General features: G+C 66.1%; 17 protein-coding genes and 1 pseudogene. 5 read left to right on the top strand and 13 right to left on the bottom strand.

The features are described from left to right. The first annotated feature begins 137 nt into the window (after nt 1–137). Complete coding sequence (locus AWC08_RS27075; protein WP_069434033.1) at nt 138–353, top strand: heavy-metal-associated domain-containing protein; 216 nt, start codon at nt 138–140, stop codon at nt 351–353. On the opposite strand, the gene AWC08_RS27070 is transcribed toward AWC08_RS27075, so the two are convergent. The 7 genes from AWC08_RS27070 to AWC08_RS27040 form a co-directional block, all read right to left on the bottom strand. Continuing rightward, nucleotides 350–2,320: a cytochrome c oxidase assembly protein gene (locus AWC08_RS27070; protein WP_085088463.1), complete on the bottom strand. Its 1,971-nt coding sequence runs from the start codon at nt 2,318–2,320 to the stop codon at nt 350–352. The genes AWC08_RS27075 and AWC08_RS27070 overlap by 4 nt on opposite strands. A gap of 85 nt (nt 2,321–2,405) precedes the next feature. After that, nucleotides 2,406–6,578, bottom strand: a complete 4,173-nt coding sequence (locus tag AWC08_RS27065) for an AMP-binding protein (RefSeq protein ID WP_069434035.1) — start codon at nt 6,576–6,578, stop codon at nt 2,406–2,408. Further along, complete coding sequence (locus AWC08_RS27060) at nt 6,565–6,810, bottom strand: acyl carrier protein (RefSeq protein ID WP_069434036.1); 246 nt, start codon at nt 6,808–6,810, stop codon at nt 6,565–6,567. Before AWC08_RS27060 ends, AWC08_RS27065 begins: the two co-directional genes overlap by 14 nt. Next, complete coding sequence (gene fadD10, locus AWC08_RS27055; protein ID WP_069434051.1) at nt 6,803–8,386, bottom strand: fatty acid--CoA ligase FadD10; 1,584 nt, start codon at nt 8,384–8,386, stop codon at nt 6,803–6,805. Before fadD10 ends, AWC08_RS27060 begins: the two co-directional genes overlap by 8 nt. 26 nt (nt 8,387–8,412) lie before the next feature. After that, a complete protein-coding gene (locus AWC08_RS27050) occupies nt 8,413–8,976 on the bottom strand; it encodes an FcoT family thioesterase (RefSeq protein WP_065131907.1) in 564 nt (187 codons plus the stop codon). After that, nucleotides 8,973–9,842, bottom strand: coding sequence for a (3R)-3-[(carboxymethyl)amino]fatty acid oxygenase/decarboxylase (gene scoE, locus AWC08_RS27045; protein WP_065131908.1), 870 nt, complete (start codon nt 9,840–9,842; stop codon nt 8,973–8,975). The genes AWC08_RS27050 and scoE overlap by 4 nt, the downstream gene beginning before the upstream one ends. 207 nt (nt 9,843–10,049) lie before the next feature. Beyond that, the gene (locus tag AWC08_RS27040; protein WP_069434037.1) at nt 10,050–11,456 is read right to left on the bottom strand and encodes a PPE family protein; all 1,407 of its coding nucleotides are present in this window, start codon (nt 11,454–11,456) and stop codon (nt 10,050–10,052) included. Nucleotides 11,457–11,601: 145 nt separating this feature from the next. On the opposite strand from AWC08_RS27040, the gene AWC08_RS27035 reads away from it, so the two are divergent. Beyond that, nucleotides 11,602–12,411 carry a class I SAM-dependent methyltransferase gene (locus AWC08_RS27035; RefSeq protein ID WP_069434038.1) on the top strand — a complete coding sequence of 270 codons (810 nt, stop codon included), beginning with the start codon at nt 11,602–11,604 and terminating at the stop codon, nt 12,409–12,411. A 50-nt stretch (nt 12,412–12,461) separates the two neighbouring features. Continuing rightward, nucleotides 12,462–13,160 (top strand): zf-HC2 domain-containing protein, encoded by a 699-nt coding sequence (locus AWC08_RS27030; RefSeq protein ID WP_069434052.1) that lies wholly within the window; start codon nt 12,462–12,464, stop codon nt 13,158–13,160. Here AWC08_RS27030 and AWC08_RS27025 read toward each other — a convergent pair. After that, a pseudogene (locus AWC08_RS27025) lies at nt 13,122–15,397 on the bottom strand (heavy metal translocating P-type ATPase); the annotation flags it as partial. The gene AWC08_RS27030 and the pseudogene AWC08_RS27025 overlap by 39 nt on opposite strands. Nucleotides 15,398–15,504: 107 nt before the next feature. On the opposite strand from AWC08_RS27025, the gene sigC reads away from it, so the two are divergent. Then, complete coding sequence (gene sigC / locus AWC08_RS27020) at nt 15,505–16,059, top strand: RNA polymerase sigma factor SigC (RefSeq protein ID WP_069434040.1); 555 nt, start codon at nt 15,505–15,507, stop codon at nt 16,057–16,059. 10 nt (nt 16,060–16,069) lie between these two features. Here sigC and AWC08_RS27015 read toward each other — a convergent pair whose 3' ends face one another. From AWC08_RS27015 to AWC08_RS27005, 3 genes are read right to left on the bottom strand one after another with little or no spacing between them, the layout of a single operon-like run. After that, nucleotides 16,070–16,876: an SDR family NAD(P)-dependent oxidoreductase gene (locus AWC08_RS27015; protein WP_069434041.1), complete on the bottom strand. Its 807-nt coding sequence runs from the start codon at nt 16,874–16,876 to the stop codon at nt 16,070–16,072. 21 nt (nt 16,877–16,897) lie between these two features. Continuing rightward, the gene (locus AWC08_RS27010; protein ID WP_069434042.1) at nt 16,898–17,353 is read right to left on the bottom strand and encodes an SRPBCC family protein; all 456 of its coding nucleotides are present in this window, start codon (nt 17,351–17,353) and stop codon (nt 16,898–16,900) included. A 25-nt stretch (nt 17,354–17,378) separates the two neighbouring features. Further along, nucleotides 17,379–18,071 (bottom strand): SDR family oxidoreductase, encoded by a 693-nt coding sequence (locus tag AWC08_RS27005; RefSeq protein ID WP_065131915.1) that lies wholly within the window; start codon nt 18,069–18,071, stop codon nt 17,379–17,381. A 60-nt stretch (nt 18,072–18,131) separates the two neighbouring features. On the opposite strand from AWC08_RS27005, the gene AWC08_RS27000 reads away from it, so the two are divergent. Further along, nucleotides 18,132–18,716, top strand: a complete 585-nt coding sequence (locus tag AWC08_RS27000; RefSeq protein ID WP_232007918.1) for a CGNR zinc finger domain-containing protein — start codon at nt 18,132–18,134, stop codon at nt 18,714–18,716. Nucleotides 18,717–18,719: 3 nt separating this feature from the next. On the opposite strand, the gene AWC08_RS36810 is transcribed toward AWC08_RS27000, so the two are convergent. Beyond that, entirely contained in the window at nt 18,720–18,884 is a 165-nt protein-coding gene (locus AWC08_RS36810; protein ID WP_156781032.1) for a hypothetical protein, read from the bottom strand. Between the two features lie 171 nt (nt 18,885–19,055). Then, a complete protein-coding gene (locus AWC08_RS26990; protein WP_069434043.1) occupies nt 19,056–19,520 on the bottom strand; it encodes a winged helix-turn-helix transcriptional regulator in 465 nt (154 codons plus the stop codon). Nucleotide 19,521: the final 1 nt, after the last annotated feature.

The raw sequence follows: 19,521 nt of genomic DNA, 5'->3' as shown, positions 1-19,521 counted from the left end.
GCGCACCCCCGCCGAAGAACTCCACCGACTACTCTCAGACCCGTCCGCATTCGTTGCAGCGACGGCCTGAATCCAAGCCGATTGAGCGTCGTGAGATTCACAGTCGGGAGATCAAGGTGCCCCGGTAGACTGCGTGCATGGCCGAACAGACATTCTCCGTCTCCGGGCTGCACTGCGAGGGATGCGTGGGCACCATCACCACCGCGCTGACCGCTTTGAAGCCGGTGACTGCGGTCAGCATCGACCTGAACACCGAAGGCACGTCCGCAGTGCATGTTTCGACCAATGTCGAGCTGACCCGGGAACAGGTCGAGGCCGCGCTGAAAGGCGAGGGCAACTTCACCGTCGTCTAGCGCCGCATCCGGGACAACTCTCGCAGCATCGCGTTGTATGCCTCCAGATCGTCGTCGGCATAGTCGCTGTCGGCGTGGCGGTCGCCGCGGGAGCCTTCCTTGCGGTCCTGGCGCGCCCACTGGGTGACCAGCGCCACGATGACGATGATGACCGGGACTTCGGTGAGGCTCCACGCTATTCCGCCGCCCAGGTGTTGGTCGGCGATGATGCTTGGTAGCCATGGCAGGTTGAGCGAACGGTAGAAGGTGTTGCCGACCGGTTCGGCCATCGTCATCAGTGCGATGCCGAAGAAGGCGTGAAATGGCATCACCGCGAACAGCAGACCGATGCGGCCCGGGTACGGCAGCCGGCGTGGCCCCGGGTCGATACCGATGATCGCCCAGTAGAAGAGATATCCGACGATCAGGAAATGGACCGCCATGAACTCATGGCCCCAGTGATAGCGGATCAGCGTATTGAACAGCGGGGTGAAGTAGACGACATAAGGCGAGCCGACGAACAGGACAAAGGCGATAATCGGGTTCGAGAAGAAGGCAGTGACCCGGGAATGCAGGAGCCAGGTCAGCCATTCACGAGGCCCGGGCGGCTGACCTTTGCCGGCGGACGGCAACACGCGCAGCGCGAGCGTAACCGGACCGCCCATCACCAGAAGCACCGGAATGAACATGTTGAGGATCATGTGTTCGGCCATGTGCATGCTGAAAACGGCTGAGCCGTAAGAACGGACACCCGAGCTGCTGGTGAATATCAGCGACACACATCCGGCCAGCCAGGCCACCAGTCTGCCGACCGGCCAGGCGTTTCCGTTGCGCCGCAACCGGATATAGCCCGCCACATATCCGAGCGCCAGCACCACCCCGGCCACTCCGAGGAAACTGTCGAAACGCCATAGCATCAACACACTCGCGACGGTGGGTGGTTGCGGCAGCTCGTAACCGAGAAACACATCCCAGCCGGTGAATTGATGTGCCAGGAAGCGCGGCGCGACCTGAACGGCCGTTGCGGCGACAGCCGCCACGGCGGCGACCATGGCCAGTGCGGCGGCCGTGCCGGCGGGTCGAGGCGCCGCGCTGCGCAGGGCCCAGCAGTCGGTCAACCACACGACGGTCACCAGAACACCCGCGAGCAGTCCCAGGCGCGCGAAGTCCGACCCGAACGTCCAGTCGGGCAGCAGCAGGTATAGCAGCACGGCGCCGTAGAACACCGCCAATGCGCCAAAGCCGACCTGCAGCACCTGCACGGCGCGGTTGGCGCTGGTCCGAGTCAACGCTGCGACCACCTTGAGCCCGGTCAGCCCGGAAACCGCGACCGCGAAGACGATCGCGGCGCTGGTCGCATAGTCGTGGTCGGGGCCCTGCCCCGCGTTACCGGTGACCGCGGTGGCCAGCACGCCGATCACGGTGGGCACCAGCAGCACCGCGTGGGCGAGCCAGCGGGTGTTCAACCGCAGCGTCACCGCAACCGGAAGAGCGAAGATGGCCACCACGATCCAGGCGCGGGCAACCTCGGAGACGCCGATGGCGTCGAAAACGGCCCCAGTGCTCAGCAGCGCACCCGGGCGCACACCGGTGTCGTGCGCAGCCTGGATCACCACCATCGCCGCGGCGGCCAGCACCCAGGCGAGCGAAATTCGTTCGGCCAGCAGGTGTATCCGGAATGCGGCGCTGTCGATCAGCCCGTCGGATTCCGGGCGCGCCGTCACCACGACCAGGAGCAGCGCGCCTAGACACAGCGCACCCAGTAACGACGCGACGAAATACCCAACCGGCTCGACGGCGCTGACGAAGGCTCCCGGGAAGGGGTTGCCGGCCTCGGTGTAGCGACGGGGCCCGGAGATCACGCCATAGCCGGCCAACGCGACGGCGACCGCCACGAACCCGCCGGCCAGTACCGCCGTCCGCGCCGAGAGCGAGCGGCCAGCGGGCACCGGCGCGGCCGGCTGTGCGCTCGGCGCGTCATCTTTCACCCTTGCAGCTTACGACCGGGCGTCGTAGCTCTGTTCGGCCACGGCGCATATTGTTCGGTCACTGTGAGGGCTGCGGCGACAACCATCACCCGGTGGCGGCACCCTGGAATCCTCGCGCCAGCAGGGTGCGGACCGACTCGGGCGGAGCGGCCAGTTCGGCGACGGGTCCCACTTCCAGGGCGATGGTCGGGAAGTCCGCCAGGTACTCGGCGTAGGAGCGCCCACCCAACCGCGTGCCCAGGCTCAGCCATGCATCGACCACCGACCACCGGCGTGGGTTCACCGTCGCCCACTCACTGTCATCCAGGCGCTGCTTCCATTGCGCCACGTCCAGTTCCTCGAGCGCGAACCCGCCGAGCAGTTCGGCATAGTCCACCGCTTCGCCGCGAGCCACGGTGATGCCCCGTCCCAGCTCTTTGGCACCTGCCAAGTCCGGAAGGAGGCCCAAGACTGCGCTCGCGACGGCGCGGCCCGTGGTGACCTCCTCGACCAGAGTCAGCGCGGGATATGCCCGCAAAGCGACACAGGCGTCCACGACCGACACCAGGACGTCGGTGCAGTCGCGCAATTGACAGTCGGCACCCAACACCCGGGGCAACCGCACGATGGTGAAGTCGAGCGCGTCCGGCGCGGCGGCCACCACCAGCTCCGCCAGTGACTTCGACGCCGCGTAGGGGTAGGGCGCGGATCGCGGGTCGGTGACTCGGGACGCGTTGACGTCGGCGTTGACGACGAACGTCGACAGGTGCACCAACCTGACGCCGCGGTTCGCGCACACGTCGACGATCACCGAGACCAGATCCACGTTCGCCGGGCGGAGTTCCCGATAAGGGACCAGCACGTTGGTGTTGCCGATGCAGTTGATGACCGTTCCCGCGCCGGTGTCCCGAACCAACTCGTCCAGTTCCGGCCCGCCGAAACCAGCGGAAAGCTGTTGGATTCGAACGCCTTCGACATCCTGGAGGTCGGCCCACAGACCACCCTCCGGTAGCGACCTGGCCGCCAGGACCATTTCGGGACAGCGCACTCCGGACCGTTTCATATCCAGGATCGCCCCGGCGAAACCGGTCCCCAGGATGCCCGACGCGCCCAGCACGATGACCGGGCCGTCCGCGCCACGCGTGGCGTGGGGTTGGGTGGCGGGTGCTCGCAGATCGTCTAGGTCGCGCTCTATCTCGGCGGCGGTGATCCGGTCCATCCACTCAGTCGTTGCCGCACAGGCCAAGTCGCCGACAAGGGTCGCGGCACTGTCGGCGCTGATCAGATCGAGAATGGAGACCTGACGGCAGAGCAGTTTGCGGGTGTCGGGCAGGATTCTGATCAGGTCCAGCGAGCCGATGCCCGCGGCGAGCAGCGAGGTGTTCGGCTGAATCGGCATCCCGAGGTGCCGGCCCCACGCGCTGGCGAGAGCGACTGCCAATTCGTCGGCTTCGGCGTCGCTGCGCACCGCATCGGCGAACTGGGGCAGCGTTTGCAGCTTCGCACTGTCCACCTTCCCGCCGGGCTTTCGCGGGATATTCGGCACTGCCACAACAAGAAACGACGGCACCCCGGAAGTCACAAGAATGGCGCGGATGCGCGCGGCGAGATCCTCGGCGGCCTCGCCGGTCATCGCGGTTTCGAACCACACCCCGAGGCGGCCGTTGTCCAGCTCGACGGCGACGTCGGCGATCGCGGGCTCGGCGGATATCCGCCTGGCCACTTCCGCCTTGTCGATGCGCTTGCCGGAGACTTTCACCACGTCGTCTTTCCGACCGGCGAAGACCGGAAAATCGTCGCCGGCCATCGTGATTCGGTCCGCGGTGGCGAATGCGCGCCGCCGTGCACCGTCAACGGCGGTCACGTGGCCGAAGCTGGGGTCGTCGGTGCCAAGGTACCCGGCGGAGACCAGGTCCCCGACGATGACGACCTCACCGAAGGCGACGAACACCGTGTCAGGCACCATCGGCCGCCCTAGCCGTGGCCGCGCTTCGACCGGGACGGCCTTCCCGGCGGCCGCGATCGGCAAATACGTCGCCACCACCGTGGTCTCGGTGGGGCCATAGCTTGACACCACCGCGACACGTTGCGCGGCCGCCGAGTTCACCCATTTGTCTACGGTGTTGGGACGAATGGCTTCGCCGCCGATCACGATCTGACGAAGACGCGAACGGTGGATCGCCTGCAGTGCGCCGCCGTCCTCGCAGCACAGAAGCCATACGGCGGTCGGCAGGTCGACGACGGTCGCCCCGGTGGCCACGATGTCTCGCACGAGCCCGCTGATGTCGCCCGCCTTCATCGCCGAGGTGCGCACCAATTGCGCTCCGCTGATGGCGGCAACGAAGATTTCCTCGACACTGATGTCCGATGTCAGCGGCGCGCACTGCAGAACGGTGTCCTGCGGTCCCCAACCGTAGGCTCTCGTCGCCGCGGCACAGAACAGCGCGAGTGATCCGTGGGCGACTCGCACCAGCTTGGGCTGCCCGGTGGAACCCGACGTCGGCATGATGTAGGCCGTCTTCGTGTCGAGTGACATGTCTTGTGCCACTTGCCCCAGACGCTCGGCGACCCGCGCGTCGTCATCCATGGCCACCGTAAGGTCGATGCCGCTGACGTCGAGCACCCGCGCCGTCGCGCCCTCCACATGCTCGGCAATGGCCTGGGCGCGCGCCGAAAGTTGCTCGGGAGTATCGCAGATGCTGTATCCGCAGCCGGCAAGGTGGCACGCGATCAGGCAGTCGATGGTGTTGGCGGCGTCATCGTCAGTGAGCACCACGACGTCACCGGGCTCAACGCCGTTGCGTACCAACCAGTTCACCCAGCGATCGACGGAGGGACGGCGCGGAAGAGTCGAGCGGAAACCTCCGGACTCGTCCAGGAACCAGGCCCGCGACCGGAGTGACTCGATCTCGGCTTCGTCGTCGCGGCCGACGGAACCGTCGGGCGCGACCTTGATCCACTCGCCGACGGTCTTGGCGATGGGCTGATTCCACAGGCTCACCATCGTTTCGAGCGCCGCGGCGATCCGGTGTGCGATCCGGTGTCCTGTCTTGGACTCCGGAAGATCCGCGCGGTCCCAGATGGCCAGGTTCAGGGTGCGCTGACCTTCGTCCAGCACACTCGCGACAGTCCTGCCCTCGACTGGGCCGATATCCGTAACGGCCGGCGCTTCGATCAGGAACGGGCGAAGGCCTGGAGCGCACGTGTGGCGGATGAAGTTGAGCGTCAGCGCATCGACCTGGGAGGTCCGGTTGATCGCCAGATACATTCGGCGGTAATGCTCTTCGCGCAGCCAACGGCGTCGCGCAGCTTTGACGTAACCCCGGTCGACCGCCCGGACGACGTCGCGCACGGAAGCAAAGGGCGCGAACGTGACGGGGTGCGCCACCGAATTGACCAGGCAGGTCGCGATATTGAAAGCTGGATCGCCGAACCGGTTGTCGACCGCGTGGACGAGAAGCGCCTCGGTGCTGTGCCGTATGCCTGCGTCCACCGCCAGCGCCGCCGTGGCAACCAAGACGTTGAGCGGTACCTGCTGCGCCTCCGACAGACCAAGGACCGCATCGAAAGCGTCACCGGCGATGGTCACCGATTCCCGGAGAACGACCTTCGCGGCACCCCCGGCAACGTGGCAGCTCTGACCGGCACCACCGCGGTGTGGATCCTCGGCGAGCTCACGTCGCACGGCATCCCCGAATCGCAGCAGCGCCTCGTCGGCCTTGGCCCTCTCCCGACGATGCGCGTTGGCCAGCTTCGCCAAACCGTCTCCAAGACAGGCTGATTCCTGAGCCCCGCGGGCGACGAGGTGGCGCGCCAGGTCGGCTTCGATGATCGCGGTGGCACCACCGTCGACCACGATGTGGTGCGCATGTACGTCGAGTCGGGACACGTCACCGTTAGCGTCTGTCCACACCGTGTACCGCACCAGGGCCGTATCGAGGATGCCGGTGGACCAGGTGCGTTGCAGTTCGAAATCGCCTTGTGCGCCGGCTGGATCACCTGACCGTACCCGTACGATGTCGCCGAATCGTAGGCAGGGCACGAGATCTGGGTATGCACTGTCCGTCGCCGGGGTCTCCAGAACGCAAAGCTGCACCGGGTTCTCACAGACCATGGCCTCCAAGGCGGCCAGGAATCTAGGCAGCTGCAGTGGGTGGAAGCGGTACGCCTTGGCGATCAGGTACAACGACGGGTCACCATCCTGTAGTACCCCGTGGTACACGTTCTGTTGCGATCTGCTCAGCGGGATGCGATCAACCCAGATTTCAGGCGCGCTCACACAGAATCTCCAGCTCCCGAACCCATCCCCCGATCGACAGGTCGTCCGCCAGCCGGGACGGCATATCGGACTCTCGGTCCACGTCCAGCTTCTTCATCAGGAGCACGAAGCGAACGGAATCCAGCCCTAGTTCCCGAAGATCGGTGGCGTCCCCGTCGTGCAGATCCGTCTCATCGATGTACAACACATCGCACACCGCGGCGAGGATCCTTTCCCTGGTCGTGTCACCCACGAGCGGCCACCTCGACTTTGTCGGCCGACGCGGCCAGAGAGGCCCGCATGACCTTGCCGGACTGGGTCCGTGGGATCTCGGAGACGATGGCGATCGTCGATGGCCGCGCCATCGATTCGGCCTGTTGGCGGAAGCGTGCCGCGATCATTTGCTTGAGTTTGCGGGCTGCCGATTCGTCCAGCTCCGCAGACGGGACAACTGCCAGACCTACCAGGGCCCCGAACTCCGGGTCCGCAATTTCGTAGCACGCGGCTTCGCGAACACCCTCGACGCCCTCGGCGATCCGATCGACCTCGTCGGGTGCGATGTTCACACCACCGGAGATGAACATCTCCGACGATCGCCCCTTGATGTAGAAGAAACCGTCCTCGTGGCGCTCGAGCAGGTCACCGGTGTTGACCCAGCCATCGACCAGTACCTCTCGGGTTCGCTCGGCATTGTTCCAGTAGCCCAGCATGTTTGCCGGAGACTTGATCCACAGCGTGCCGAAGGATGCGCCCGGCGCAGCGCCCTGGGTAGTGGGCCCGGACGCGTCCGAGCCTTCCAGATACACCTCGATTCCGGGGTAGGGCCGGCCCACCGCACCCGCCTCGATCTTGGCAATCGAATCTTCATCGGTCGGCAGACACAAAGCCGTGCAACCTGTTTCGCTCAGCCCGTAGACCTGTGCAGTGCGCACGCCCAGCGCCTCGATGAACCGCACATCGGCCGCGACCGCCCGCGACCCTCCATACCCGAGCAGGCGTAGCGACGGAATCTGCTCATCGGTTGCCTTCAGTTCGGCGATCAGCTTGGCCAGCAGAGTCGGGACTACACACGTCGTCGCCACCTCGTTCTTGCTGAGAATCTCCAGCAGTGACGTCGTGTTCTCACCACCGGTGATGCACACCCCGCCGCGCATCAAACAGGTGAGTATCCACCACAATCCGCCGATGTGCGTCGCCGGCAGCGGCGAGTAGGTGGTTTCGCCGTCCACCCAGCTAACCCACTTCAGACCGGTGTCCCGCAGGATGTCCTGGACGGCGTAGAACGTGCGGTTGGCCAGAAGTACGGCCTTCGGCTCGCCCGTCGTCCCGCTGGTGAAGATCATGGCCAGTGGATCGTCGGCACCACCTCCCGGGCACCGGAAGTCGGCATCCGTGGCGACAAGGTTCCCGCAATGGGCGTCGAGCTCGACCTTCATCACCGGTATGGAATGCAGGCTCTGTGACAGCGCGGACAGGTCGACCCTGCTCCCGGGTGCGATGAGAATTGCGCTCGGGGCGGCGATTTCGCCGAACCGGTCGATGGTGGCCGACGGAAGATTCCCGTCGGCCAGCACCGCGATCGCTCTCAGCTTCGCGCAGGCCAGCACCGATAGGTATGTCTCGGGTCCGTTGTCCGAAAGGACGAGTACCCGGGAGCCCGGCGAGACCGACTGCGCGTGTAGCGCCGCGGCTAGGGCGTTCACGTGGGCCACCAGTTCGGCATACCGCAATGCACTCGTGCCGTCACACCGGCGCAATGCGATTGCCTGGGGCCGTTGTCGAGCCTGCTCGAAAATCCGTTCCAAGACGGTCAATGGTAAGTCAGACATCACTTTCAGGTGCTTTCCTTGATGCATTACGGGATGTTGAGAGCCGCCAGCTCGACCTCGCCGCACGCGGCCCCGCCGTACTCGTCCCAGAACTCGATGGCGCACTTGATCGAGAGGTAACGCAGATTCCGATCGATCACCTCGAAGTCCTGGCAGAGCAACCGCGCCGAAAATTTCTGGGCGTGAATCATCCGCCGGAAACGCGACGCCGTGTTCTTGATCAACATGCTGGGCAGCTGGTGGTCGAAGTAGTCCGAGATCGACCAGCCACGAAGCACCGGAATCTCCTCGTTGAGGACTGCCGGCGCGAAAGCGCTGTACGCGAGTTGGTTGAAGCACAGGATCAATTCCGCCGCATTGAAGTGGCCGGTGCTCCGAATGTAGGCGGGCTCGCTGATACTGAAATTCCCATAGGCGAGCACCGAATCCGCCGTCGCTTTATAGCTTGCGTCGATGAGATAGCGGCACCCTTTGTACGCATACGGATCAAGAACCTTGACCAGTAGATGCTCCTCGATGGAGGCGGTGTCGCTGATGTCCGCGAATTCGGTTCGCGTTTGCGCGGAAGGGGACAAGGTGATGGTACTCATGCTGCATATCCTGGTGTCTTGAGTCCGTCCAACATCGTCAGACGGTGGGTAGTTAAATGACCTGCGGCGGTGCCGTGTTTGGCACGGTGCATGAGAGCACGGTTATCCCACAGGATGATGTCGCCGACTTCATAGTGCTGCGTGTGAATGAATGGCGATCTGTAATCAGTGTCGAGTTGGCCCGTCGCCTCCATCAGTGCCTGCAGAACCGTCGGGTCGAGCAGATTGCCGTCTTTGTCTTCGATCTTCGTGGTGCCGGTCGCGCAGATGTAGAGGATCTCCTGCCCGGTGTGCGGGTGGCGGATCACCGTCGGCCACTTGATCGGGGGCGTAGTTCGATTGATCTCGTCCCAGACTTCACCGATCGGCCGGTAGACGTCACGCGGACGAATCTTGATGTGACGCCGGGGATCGTGGGTGCTGAAGGTACCCCTGACCGGGTCCTGCGAGGTGGCCGGCAGCGACTCCCATACCTCGGTGAGGTCGATGAAGTAGGTACCTCGGTCGGGACCCGGCACCGTCAGCGGCAACACCATCGAAAACGCGAACGGCTCCGGCATGAACATGTAATCGATGTGCCAGAAGGCGCCGGTCTTCGGAACGCCCTGGCCTTCCTCGGTGGACGACACGAAGATTTCCGGGTGCTCGTGATGATGGTAAACCGGCTCGTAGTAGGGAACGATCTGCCCAATTATCCTGCCGAGCTTGATAAATTGTTCCGGAGTCGGGTGAACGTCTTTGAGGACGATCAGTTTGTTGCGGTAAACGATCTCGCGGATCTCGTCGGTGGAGAGATCATCCAGGTTTGCCGGATCCAGTCCGGTGACCTGAGCACCGAGTCCCTCGCCTTTCACATTAAGTGTCATTAACTATCCTTCTTGTCTGGTAGATACGTGGTTCAGGCTGTGTCTGCAGGTAAGGTGCCGTGATGGTGCAACCCCCTTGAAATAGCTTTGCTGCGATGATGTCGCCGTATCGCCGGGCGGCGCGGCTTGAGATGAACCGAGGGTGTCAGCAGCCGCTTGCCCGCTTCTTGCGTAATTCTTGAAGGCGCCTCAATGGCAGTCCGTATCTCAGCCTCCCGGGTTCGCGTCAGTCGGCCATGTGGCAGGCAACAGCGGGACGGTAATGCTCGACCCGTCAGCAGTCAGTTGGGTGATTCCGGCCGGCGCTCGTGCCGTCGTCGACACGGCGCCGGCGAAGCCGAGCCCACCGGCTCCGTGGATGCTCACCGTTGGGTGCCCAGGCTCCGCGGTGACCGCCGGAGCGTCGTCCATTTCGATTGTTGCCTCGAGGAATTCGTCACGGTGTCCGCGTACTCCGACCGTGGCCCGTCGTCGGCGCCGACTCTGGGTGCGCACGTCGGCGACCCGGGCTGGGGCCGCGGCGTCGACGGTGCCCGGCACACTGTCCGGCGCCTTTGCTCCCGCTCTGGGGTCGGCGGCGACCCCGGGTGGCGCCAAGCCAGGCACGGCGTAGCTGATGACGGATGCCGGCGTCGGGCTGGTTGCCGGCACCGAAGCGGTGGCGCCGGGGGCGGGAGCACCCGCCGGCGAGCTGGGCGCGGGTGCTACCGAAACACCCGGAACGACAACAATGTTCGCTAGCGATTCGGCCCGAGTCGCAGCACCCGGTTCGACGGTCACCGGTAGCAGCCCCGCCGGCAGCTCGCCGTTCAGGAAGGGAAGCAACAGCCTGAGCACGCTCAGCGCGCTCAGCGCGGGTGTGAAAAACGGCAGCAGCAGCAGGGAATACGAGGCGTAGTACGGGTACCAGAGCAGGTCGTACAGGAATAGCGCGATCACCGCCAGGACAACGGTGGTCGCAGGGCTGAACCCGAGTTGCTCAAAGAAGTTCAGAAAGAACTGATACGGGTTGGCGATAAGATTTTCCAGATCCGCGATGAGCTGCGTGATCGAATCCAACGGGGCCGCCGGGGCGCCTTGAGCCTCCGCACTGGCCGCCCGGATGGGGGGTGCCGGTGGAGTCGTCGGTGTTGCCGCCAACGCCCCCGTGGCGGCAGCCTGATAACCGGTCATTGTCTCAGCGGCCTGAATCCACATTCGGACGTAGTCGGCCTCGTTGAGGGCGATGGGAATGGTGTTGACACCGAAGAAGTTGGTGGCGACCAGTACGCCGTGAACCGCATGATTGGCGGCCAATTCGGCCAGGGTCGGCATAGCGGCGACGGCGGTGCTGTAGGCGACGACGGCCGTCTCGTGCTCTGCGGCGGTGCCGGCGCTGTCGGCGGCAGCCTGTTCGAGCCACGCCAGGTAGGGACCGTGCGCGGCAACGTACTTGGTCGCGGTCTCGCCCTGCCAACTGCCTGCCTGCACATCGGCGAGCACCTGGCTCAACTCGGCGGCCGCGGCGCTGTAGTGGGCACTGAGTTCTCGCCACTGTTGAGCGGCGAGCAGCAACGATCCTGGACCGAGCCCGGCATTCAACAGAGCCGAATGCTCCTCCGGAGGCAGGGCCATCCATATCGGGCCGGTCAGGCTGCCACCTCCTCGCTTAGATCGACTGTGCGAGGCGGAAACCGACCTTGCGCTGCCCCGTCGTCTGTTAGTCGTCGCCGATACTTCAGAAGTTCCCGCGAGTCGGGCGGTCAGTACTGTTTGACCCATGCCCGTCTTCGACGCCCGTCACCTCGTCGGCGTATCCGAGACCGCACTGCTCACGCTGTATCAGCGGGCGAGCGAGGCTGCCCGACCGGACGGCATCATCGACGACCCGATGGCTATCGCCTTGCGTGACCGCATCGACTACGACTTCCATCACTTCGGCCGTATCCATCAGGCCACGGCCCTGCGGGCGCTCGCTTTCGACAACGCCACGCGCGAATTCCTGTCCAGTCACCCGCGGGCCACCGTCGTCGCGCTGGCCGAAGGGCTGCAAACCAGCTTCTGGCGCGTGGACAACGGTCAACTGAACTGGCTTTCGGTGGATCTGCAGCCGATCGTGCAGATCCGTCGGCAACTGCTGCCCGCATCCGAGCGGCTGCGGTACTGCGCCCAGTCCGCACTCGACTACTCGTGGATGGACGCGGTCGACACCGGCAACGGTGTGCTGATCACCGCCGAAGGCCTGTTCCAGTATTTCGACCGGACAACGGTTTTCGATCTGATCGCGGCCTGCGCCCGGCGATTTCCGGGCGGCCGGTTGGTCTTCGACAGCATCCCGTGGTGGTTGAGCTGCTATTCGCGGCGACGGGGCTTCAAACTCAGCGAGTTCTACACGGCACCGCCGATGCCGTTCTGGTTCACCGCCAATCAGTACGCCGAATTGCTTGCCGTGCCCGGCGTTCGTGCGGTGCGTGAACTGCCGGCGCCCGCGGCCCGGGGCAGATTCCTGCCCAAGATCGTCTCGTTGAGCTACCGGCTTTCCGTGCTCGACCGGCTCCGCGCGCCGAACACCCTCGTCGAATTCGGATAACGGACGCCGGTCAAGGGAACAAATCGCGGGCAATGCGCGACTATAAAGACATGGATTGCGAGGTGGCGCGCGAAGCGCTGTCGGCCCGGCTCGATGGCGAGCGCGAGCCCGTGCCATCCGCCCGGGTCGATCAGCACCTGGACGAGTGCAGCGCTTGCCGCCATTGGTTTGACCAGGTCGAGCTGCAGGCCCGTGCGCTGCGCCGCCTGGTCGAGTCCCGACCGGTGATCGCGCCGGTGGGCCCGATCGGGATCCAGCAGGTGGTGCCGCGACGGCGCTTCGCGATGAGTTGGCAACGCTGGGCGTTGTTGAGCGTGGGCCTTGGACAGATCGCCCTGGCAGTTATGCAGGGCACCGGTTTCGATGTGGGCCTACATCACGGCATGGACGGCGCGAATCATCTGCTCAACGAGTCCACGGCATGGTGTGCCGCCCTCGGTGTCGTCATGGTGCTCGCCGCGCTGTGGCCCGCCGCGGCCGCTGGGCTAGCCGGCGTGCTGACCGTGTACGTCGCGGTACTGGCTGTTTACGTTGCCGTGGATGCGGCCTCGGGTGCCGTCACCGCGGCGCGGATGCTGACTCATCTGCCCGTGCTGCTGGGTGCCCTTCTGGCGGCCGTCGTCTGGCGGACCACCCCGGCGCCCGGGCCGGCGCCGCAGGCCGCCGAGCCCGACATCACGCTGCCGGACAACGCATCTCGAGGGCGCCTTCGCGGACACCTGTGGCCCACTGACGGCTCCGCGGCCTGAGGCTAGCGGGCGCCCCCGAAGTTGCGCAGGCGCAGGCTGTTCGACACGACGAAAAACGACGAGAACGCCATGGCCGCACCGGCCACCAGTGGGTTGAGCAATCCCGCGGCGGCGATCGGGATCGCCGCGATGTTGTAACCGAACGCCCAGACCATGTTGACCTTGATCGTGCGCATCGTCGCCGCGGCCAGGCCCAGCGCCAGTGGCACGACTTCGAGATTCTCCCGGACGAGAATGACGTCGGCGGCGCCGATCGCCACGTCGGTGCCGCGGCCGATGGCCATGCCCAGATCCGCGCGCGCCAGGGCGGGACCGTCATTGATGCCGTCACCGACCATCGCGACCACATGCCCGCGTTCCCGCAGTTGCTCAATCACGTCGACCTTGCCTTCGGGCAACACGTCGGCGATCACCTCGTCGATCCCCACCCGCGTTGCCACCGCCGCCGCGGAAGCCGGGTTGTCACCGGTCAGCAGCACGGTTCGCAGACCACGCTCGTGCAGCGCCGCCACCGCGGGCACCGCCGAGTCTCGCACCGCGTCGGCGACCGCGATCACCGCGCACGCCGCACCGTCAACCTCGACGAATACCGCAGTCTCACCACGTGATTCGGCGTCGCGGCGCGCGGCAGTCAACACACCCGGGCCGCCCGGCGCGGCGATCCATGAGGGCTTGCCGACCCGCACCGCGCGCCCGTGCACAGTGCCGCTGACACCACGGCCGGGCACCGCGCGGAAGTCGGCGACAGTTCCCCGTTGAGGTGCGGCTGCCGCGATGGTGAGGCCGACGGCGTGCTCGGAAGCCGCTTCCACAGCCGCGGCCAGTTCCAGGGCCTCGTCGGCATCCCAGCCCGGCGCGGCGGTCACCGCACTGACCGCCAACATGCCGGTGGTCAGGGTGCCAGTCTTGTCGAAGACGACGGTATCGACGGCGCGGGTCGCTTCCAAAGCGTGGACGCCCTTGAGAAATATGCCCAGTTGAGCACCGCGCCCGGAGGCGACGAGCATGGCCGTCGGGGTCGCCAGCCCCAGCGCGCACGGGCAGGCGATGACGAGGACCGCGAGCGCTGCCGAGAACGCCCGCCCCGAGCCTGCCCCGGCCAGCAACCATCCGGCGGCCGTCAGGCCGGCAATGGCGAACACGCACGGAACGAACACCGAGGCGATGCGGTCCGCCAGTCGCTGCGCATCGGCCTTCTGCACCTGCGCTTCCTCGACCAGGCGGACCATCCCGGCGAACTGGGTGTCGGCGCCGACGGCGGCAGCCTCCACGATCAGCCTGCTGTCCAGGACCACGGTGCCGCCGATCACCTGGGCACCCGGATGGACTTTCACCGGCTTGGCCTCGCCGGTCATCGCGCTGACGTCGACCGCCGCGCAACCTTCCACAACCAGTCCGTCAGCGGCGATGGTCTGGCCGGGGCGCACCACGAAACGCTGCTGCTCGCTGAGGTCGTCCGCCGGGATCACCCGCTCGGAGCCGTCGGGCTGCAGCACTGTGACGTCCTTGGCGCTCAAGGCCGCCAGCGCCCGCAGCGCGCCGCCGGCCCGTGACTTGGCCCGCGCCTCGAAGTACCGCCCGGCCAGAACGAACACCGTCACACCGGCGGCGACCTCGAAGTAGATGGCATCGCTGCCCAGCAGCGCCTGCCAGACACCCCGTCGTTCCACGGATTGCTGGGCGCTGAAAGCCGTGCGCAACGACCACACCGTGGCCGCGGTGATCCCCACCGAAATCAGCGTCTCCATCGACGCGGCGCCGTGCATCGCATTACGCAGCGCCACCCGGTGGAACGGCCACGCGGCCCAGACCACCACCGGCAGAGCGAGCAGCGTGAGCACCCATCCCCAGCCGGTGAATCGGGTGCTGGGCACCACCGCGAACATCACCGACAGATGCGCCAGCGGTACGAAGAACACGGCTGCCACCGCCAACCGAACCAGTAGATACCGGGCGTGATCGGCGTCGGGATCGGCGGTGTGACTGCCGCCGGCGCGCGGTTCGGCCTGGTAGCCGGCGCGTTCAACGGCCGCGCACAGGTCCTCGGTGGTGATGTCCTCGCGGAGCTCCAGCGTCGCCACCCGGGTGGAGAAGTTGACCGATGCCCGCACACCGGGCAGCTTGTTGAGGGTCGACTTCACCTTGTGTGCGCAGGCCATGCATGACATCCCGGTGATGTCGAGCTGGACCCGCTGCACATCCGCGTGCGCCTCTGCCGTTGCCGTCGTCACGCTCATTCTTCTAGCCCCTCGCCTCCCTGCGAACTCGTCCCTAGACAAGTCGTCACGGCCGGTTCAAGAGTTCCCTGCGTTCGCCACTTGCGCATGGCCTAGGCTCAGAGCCCGTGGCCCCGGGCAGTGACGATGACCAAATTACCGATCTCGCCAGATCCGCGGGACGGGGCGACCGGGCGGCGTTGTCCGAGTTCATCCGGCGCACCCAGCGCGACGTCTGGCGGATGGTGGCGTATCTCGCCGATCCCGGCAGTGCGGATGATTTGACCCAGGAGACATTCCTGCGGGCCATCGGCTCGCTGCCCAGCTTCACCGGGCGCTCGACCGCGCGGACCTGGCTGTTGTCGATCGCCCGCCGTGTCGTCGCGGATCACTTCCGGTCCAAGATGCGCCGGCCGCGCTCGGCGCAGGTGGCCGATCTAGACGAGGCGCTCGGGCAGGGCCGGCGCGGTAGCAGGATCGAGAACATGGTCGAAATCCGGCTTCTGCTGGACGGATTGGACCCGAAGCGCCGGGAAGCGTTGATCGTGACTCAGGTTCTCGGTCTGTCGTACGCCGAAGCGGCCGAGGTTTGCGGGTGTCCCGTCGGCACCATCCGCTCACGGGTGGCCCGCGCCCGCGACGACCTGCTGCGGGCTGCCGCTGAAGGCGACTGCGCGGGCTAGCCGACGGCGTTCAATTGCCCTTCATCGCAGGGTGATTGCGGCTCAGCAGGGGCAGCATCCATTCGGGCGGGGCGACCCGGAACAGGCCCGCGGAGATTCGGTTGGCCAACCCGGGAACGACGACGGCCTTGCCCGCCGCCAGGCCGTCGATGCCGGCCTGCGCCACCTGATCGGCGGGGACCCACATGACCCTGGGCAACGCCGCGTCGGCTTCCTCCTTCGAGAACCCGGCCGCCTCGCCGAATCCGGTGTCGACCGGGCCCGGACACAATGCTGTCACCGAGACTCCGGTCCCCTTCAGCTCGCCCCGCAGGCTGTGGGTGTAGGACAACACGAAGGCCTTGGCCGCCCCGTAGGCCGCTTGTCCGGGCAGCGGCCCGAATGCGGCTACCGATGCCACGTTCAAGATGGCACCACGACGGCGGTCCACCATGCCGGGCAGGAACCGGCTGCACAGATCCACCACGGCCGCGACGTCCACCTCGACCAGGTTCAGCTCCTTCTCCGGATCGGACTTCGCCACCACTCCCAGCGTTGACAGGCCGGCGTTGTTGATCAGGATGTCGGGCGTCAGGCCGAGTTCGCCGACCCGATCCAGCAGGGTCGCGCGGTCGCCGCGCTGGGCCAGGTCGGCGGGCAGCGGATGGGCCTTGGAGCCCAGCTTTCCGGCCAGCGCCTCGAGTCGGTCGGCGCTGCGGGCAACGAGGACGATGTGATAACCGCGCTTGGCCAGGATGGTGGCGATCTCCTCGCCGATGCCCGACGATGCCCCGGTGACGACGGCCGCGCTGGTGTTTCCTGCAGGTGGGAGAGCCATATGGTGACCGTACCCGGGCCGCTACGGCTGCGTGCCTTCGGCGATCGCCGCGAGCCGGTCGATCGACGCCCGCAACCACTGCGCGGTGGTGGCTTGCGCGCGCGCCAGGCGATCGGGATCTTGCAGGGCCGTCCAGTCGTAGGTGTGTGTGACCGTGGTGCGCGTGTCGGACACCGGGGTGAGCTCCCAACGCCACAGATGGCCGGGCGGCGGGTTGCCCGGTTCCGACGGGCACCAGGCGATCCGTCGCCCTTCCTCGAACTCGACTACGTGGTTGTGCCGGACGGCGCCCAGCGTCAGCGTCATCTCGAAGACGTCACCGACCCGACGGACGCGCTGCCCGGGGTCGGCGGCCGCAAGGTTGTCGTTGCCGTCCCAACTCGGCTGGCGAGACGGATCGGCGATCAATTCGAAGATTCGCCGGGCGCCGGCCGCGATGTCCCGCGTGGCGCTGACCACCCGCGCTGACTCCGCCATCACACGATCCAAACATGCCGCTGCGTCATCCCGCCCGCAGCGCCTCGACCGGGCCCGACAACGCGGCCTTGACCTGCCGGGTCAGGTCGTCGGCCAATACTTCCGCATCGCCGCGTTCGACGCCGTCCAGGATGGCACAGGCCACATCCCGCGGGTCGTTCTTCGGGGCGTCGAGATCGGCGACCATGTCGGTGTCGGTGTAGCCGAGGTGCACACCGGTGACCGAGGTGCCCTGCTCCTCGAGTTCTAGGCGCAGCGAGTTGGTGGCCGACCAGAGCGCGGCCTTGGAAGCGCCGTAAGCGCCATAACCCCCCAGCCAGGACAGTACGGAGTGGATGTCCACCAGCGCTCCTCCGCCATTGGCGGCCAGGATCGGCGCGAAGGACTTGGCGACGCGAAGCGCGCCGAAGTAGTTCGTTTCGAACACTTCTCGGATCTCCCCCAAATCGCTGGCGAGCAGGCTGTGCCCGCCGACGATACCGGCATTGTTGACGACGATCTGCGCATCGGTGGCCGTTTGGGCCAGTGCCGCAACGGATTCCGCGTCGGTGACGTCGAGCGCGACACTGACCACCCGCGGATCCGCGCTGGGCTGCGGTACCCGAGCGGTGGCATATACCTTGGCCGCGCCCCGCGCCAACAACTCGGTTACGACGGCCTTGCCGAGGCCACGTTGCCCGCCGGTGACCACCACTGTCGCCCCGTGAATGCTGACCATGATCGGCTCTCCCTGGAAAGTAGTTCGGCTGTATCTGACATAGGCAACTAAACTTTGGCTATGTCAATTCCATGGCCTGCGTCACAGCGGTACGGACTCACGCCTGCGCCCGGCGGCCTGGGCCTGGCCCAGGACTTTCTCAACACGGTCGGCATCGGTGATTACGGTCCGGATCTGTTGGGCGAAGGCAGGCTGGCCCGGGCATGGGCGACGGACGCGGCACGAACGTGGTTGACCGAGCGCGGCATCGACGTGACTCCGCCCGAACTGAGCGACGCGGATGTGGCCCGGCTTCGAGGCTTGCGGGACACGATCACGAGGCTGGTCATCGGCGAATCCGCAACCGCGGACATCGGATCGGTTTCGGCGAGGTTCGCGTTAACCGACCGCGGCGACGTACGCCTGGAACCCGTTGGCAGCGGCTGGCGCTGGTACGCCTCGGCGCTCTGGACGGAGATTCTGCACAGCCAGCACGACAACACCTGGCGCCGCATCAAGCAATGCCGCAACCCGCGCTGCGCCTCGACGTTCTATGACCGCTCCAAGAACAACAGCGGTGTCTGGCATGACGTCAAGACGTGCGGAAACGCCGCCAACCTCCGGGCGTCCCGGGCCCGTCGCCACCAACCGGGGGTGGAACGTTGAACGTCAGCAGCGCTCGGCGCCAGGGCGCATGAGGTTGGGGCCGGTAACCGGCGGCCGCGGCCGCCCTCGCCGCATGGCGTACAGCGCGCGGCAGGCCCGCGCCTTCATGGGCGCGGCAATCGCGGAGCCACCGGGGCTCTGGGTGATCCAGTTCTGCAGTGCTGTCACGGTGTGGGTCCTTGATAGGTGCGACTTCGGTACGTCGCTTGGTGCCATATCAGCCGATTCCCTTTAAGCCTGCACCGCGGCACGGTGAACATCGTGGAACGCCGACCCGTTGCGGCCTGTGCGATCCGGCACACTGCACAGCAGACGTCACGGCAGTCACAAAAATTCGAATCAGCGCTTCGCTTTTCGAATGACTACATCGGAAAACGAAACGTCGTGACCGGCCGCACACCGCACCTGCGGGACCACAGGCTGACCGCAACCCTCGTGCACCAATTCCGTAGCGGGCTCGGCCTGCAGCATCCTGCCGAATTGGATCAAGCTGATCAGCACCGGGAACAGGTCGCGTCCCCGATCGGTGAGAAAGTATTCGTACCTCGTGCGCTGGCCGGGTTCCCGGTAGGGCTGCTTCTCCATCAACCCCGCCTCGACGAGCTGGCGCAGACGTTTGGCCGCAATCTGTTCGGTGACCCCGGCCCGGTGCGCCAGATCATCGAAACGCCTTCCGCCCCAGAAGGCTTCGCGCAGCAGCACCATTGCCGAATGGGTGCCGATCAACTGCAGCGCGTATTCCATCGGGCACCAGTCGGCCGCCGTCCAGCCATCCCGATCGGCGAGCCGTCCCGAAAGCTTCACG

The sequence above is a fragment of the Mycobacterium gordonae genome (genome assembly GCF_002101675.1).
GTDB lineage: Bacteria > Actinomycetota > Actinomycetes > Mycobacteriales > Mycobacteriaceae > Mycobacterium > Mycobacterium gordonae.
This window is presented reverse-complemented; position numbering and strand designations above follow the sequence as displayed.

Coding starts and splice junctions, on each gene's coding strand:
- AWC08_RS27075 (WP_069434033.1), top strand. CDS start 138: ATGGCCGAACAGACATTCTCCGTCTCCGGGCTGCACTGCGAGGGATGC.
- fadD10 (WP_069434051.1), bottom strand. CDS start 8,386: ATGTCTGACTTACCATTGACCGTCTTGGAACGGATTTTCGAGCAGGCT.
- AWC08_RS27050 (WP_065131907.1), bottom strand. CDS start 8,976: ATGAGTACCATCACCTTGTCCCCTTCCGCGCAAACGCGAACCGAATTC.
- scoE (WP_065131908.1), bottom strand. CDS start 9,842: ATGACACTTAATGTGAAAGGCGAGGGACTCGGTGCTCAGGTCACCGGA.
- AWC08_RS27040 (WP_069434037.1), bottom strand. CDS start 11,456: ATGGCCCTGCCTCCGGAGGAGCATTCGGCTCTGTTGAATGCCGGGCTC.
- AWC08_RS27035 (WP_069434038.1), top strand. CDS start 11,602: ATGCCCGTCTTCGACGCCCGTCACCTCGTCGGCGTATCCGAGACCGCA.
- AWC08_RS27030 (WP_069434052.1), top strand. CDS start 12,462: ATGGATTGCGAGGTGGCGCGCGAAGCGCTGTCGGCCCGGCTCGATGGC.
- AWC08_RS27015 (WP_069434041.1), bottom strand. CDS start 16,876: ATGGCTCTCCCACCTGCAGGAAACACCAGCGCGGCCGTCGTCACCGGG.
- AWC08_RS27010 (WP_069434042.1), bottom strand. CDS start 17,353: ATGGCGGAGTCAGCGCGGGTGGTCAGCGCCACGCGGGACATCGCGGCC.
- AWC08_RS27005 (WP_065131915.1), bottom strand. CDS start 18,071: ATGGTCAGCATTCACGGGGCGACAGTGGTGGTCACCGGCGGGCAACGT.
- AWC08_RS27000 (WP_232007918.1), top strand. CDS start 18,132: ATGTCAATTCCATGGCCTGCGTCACAGCGGTACGGACTCACGCCTGCG.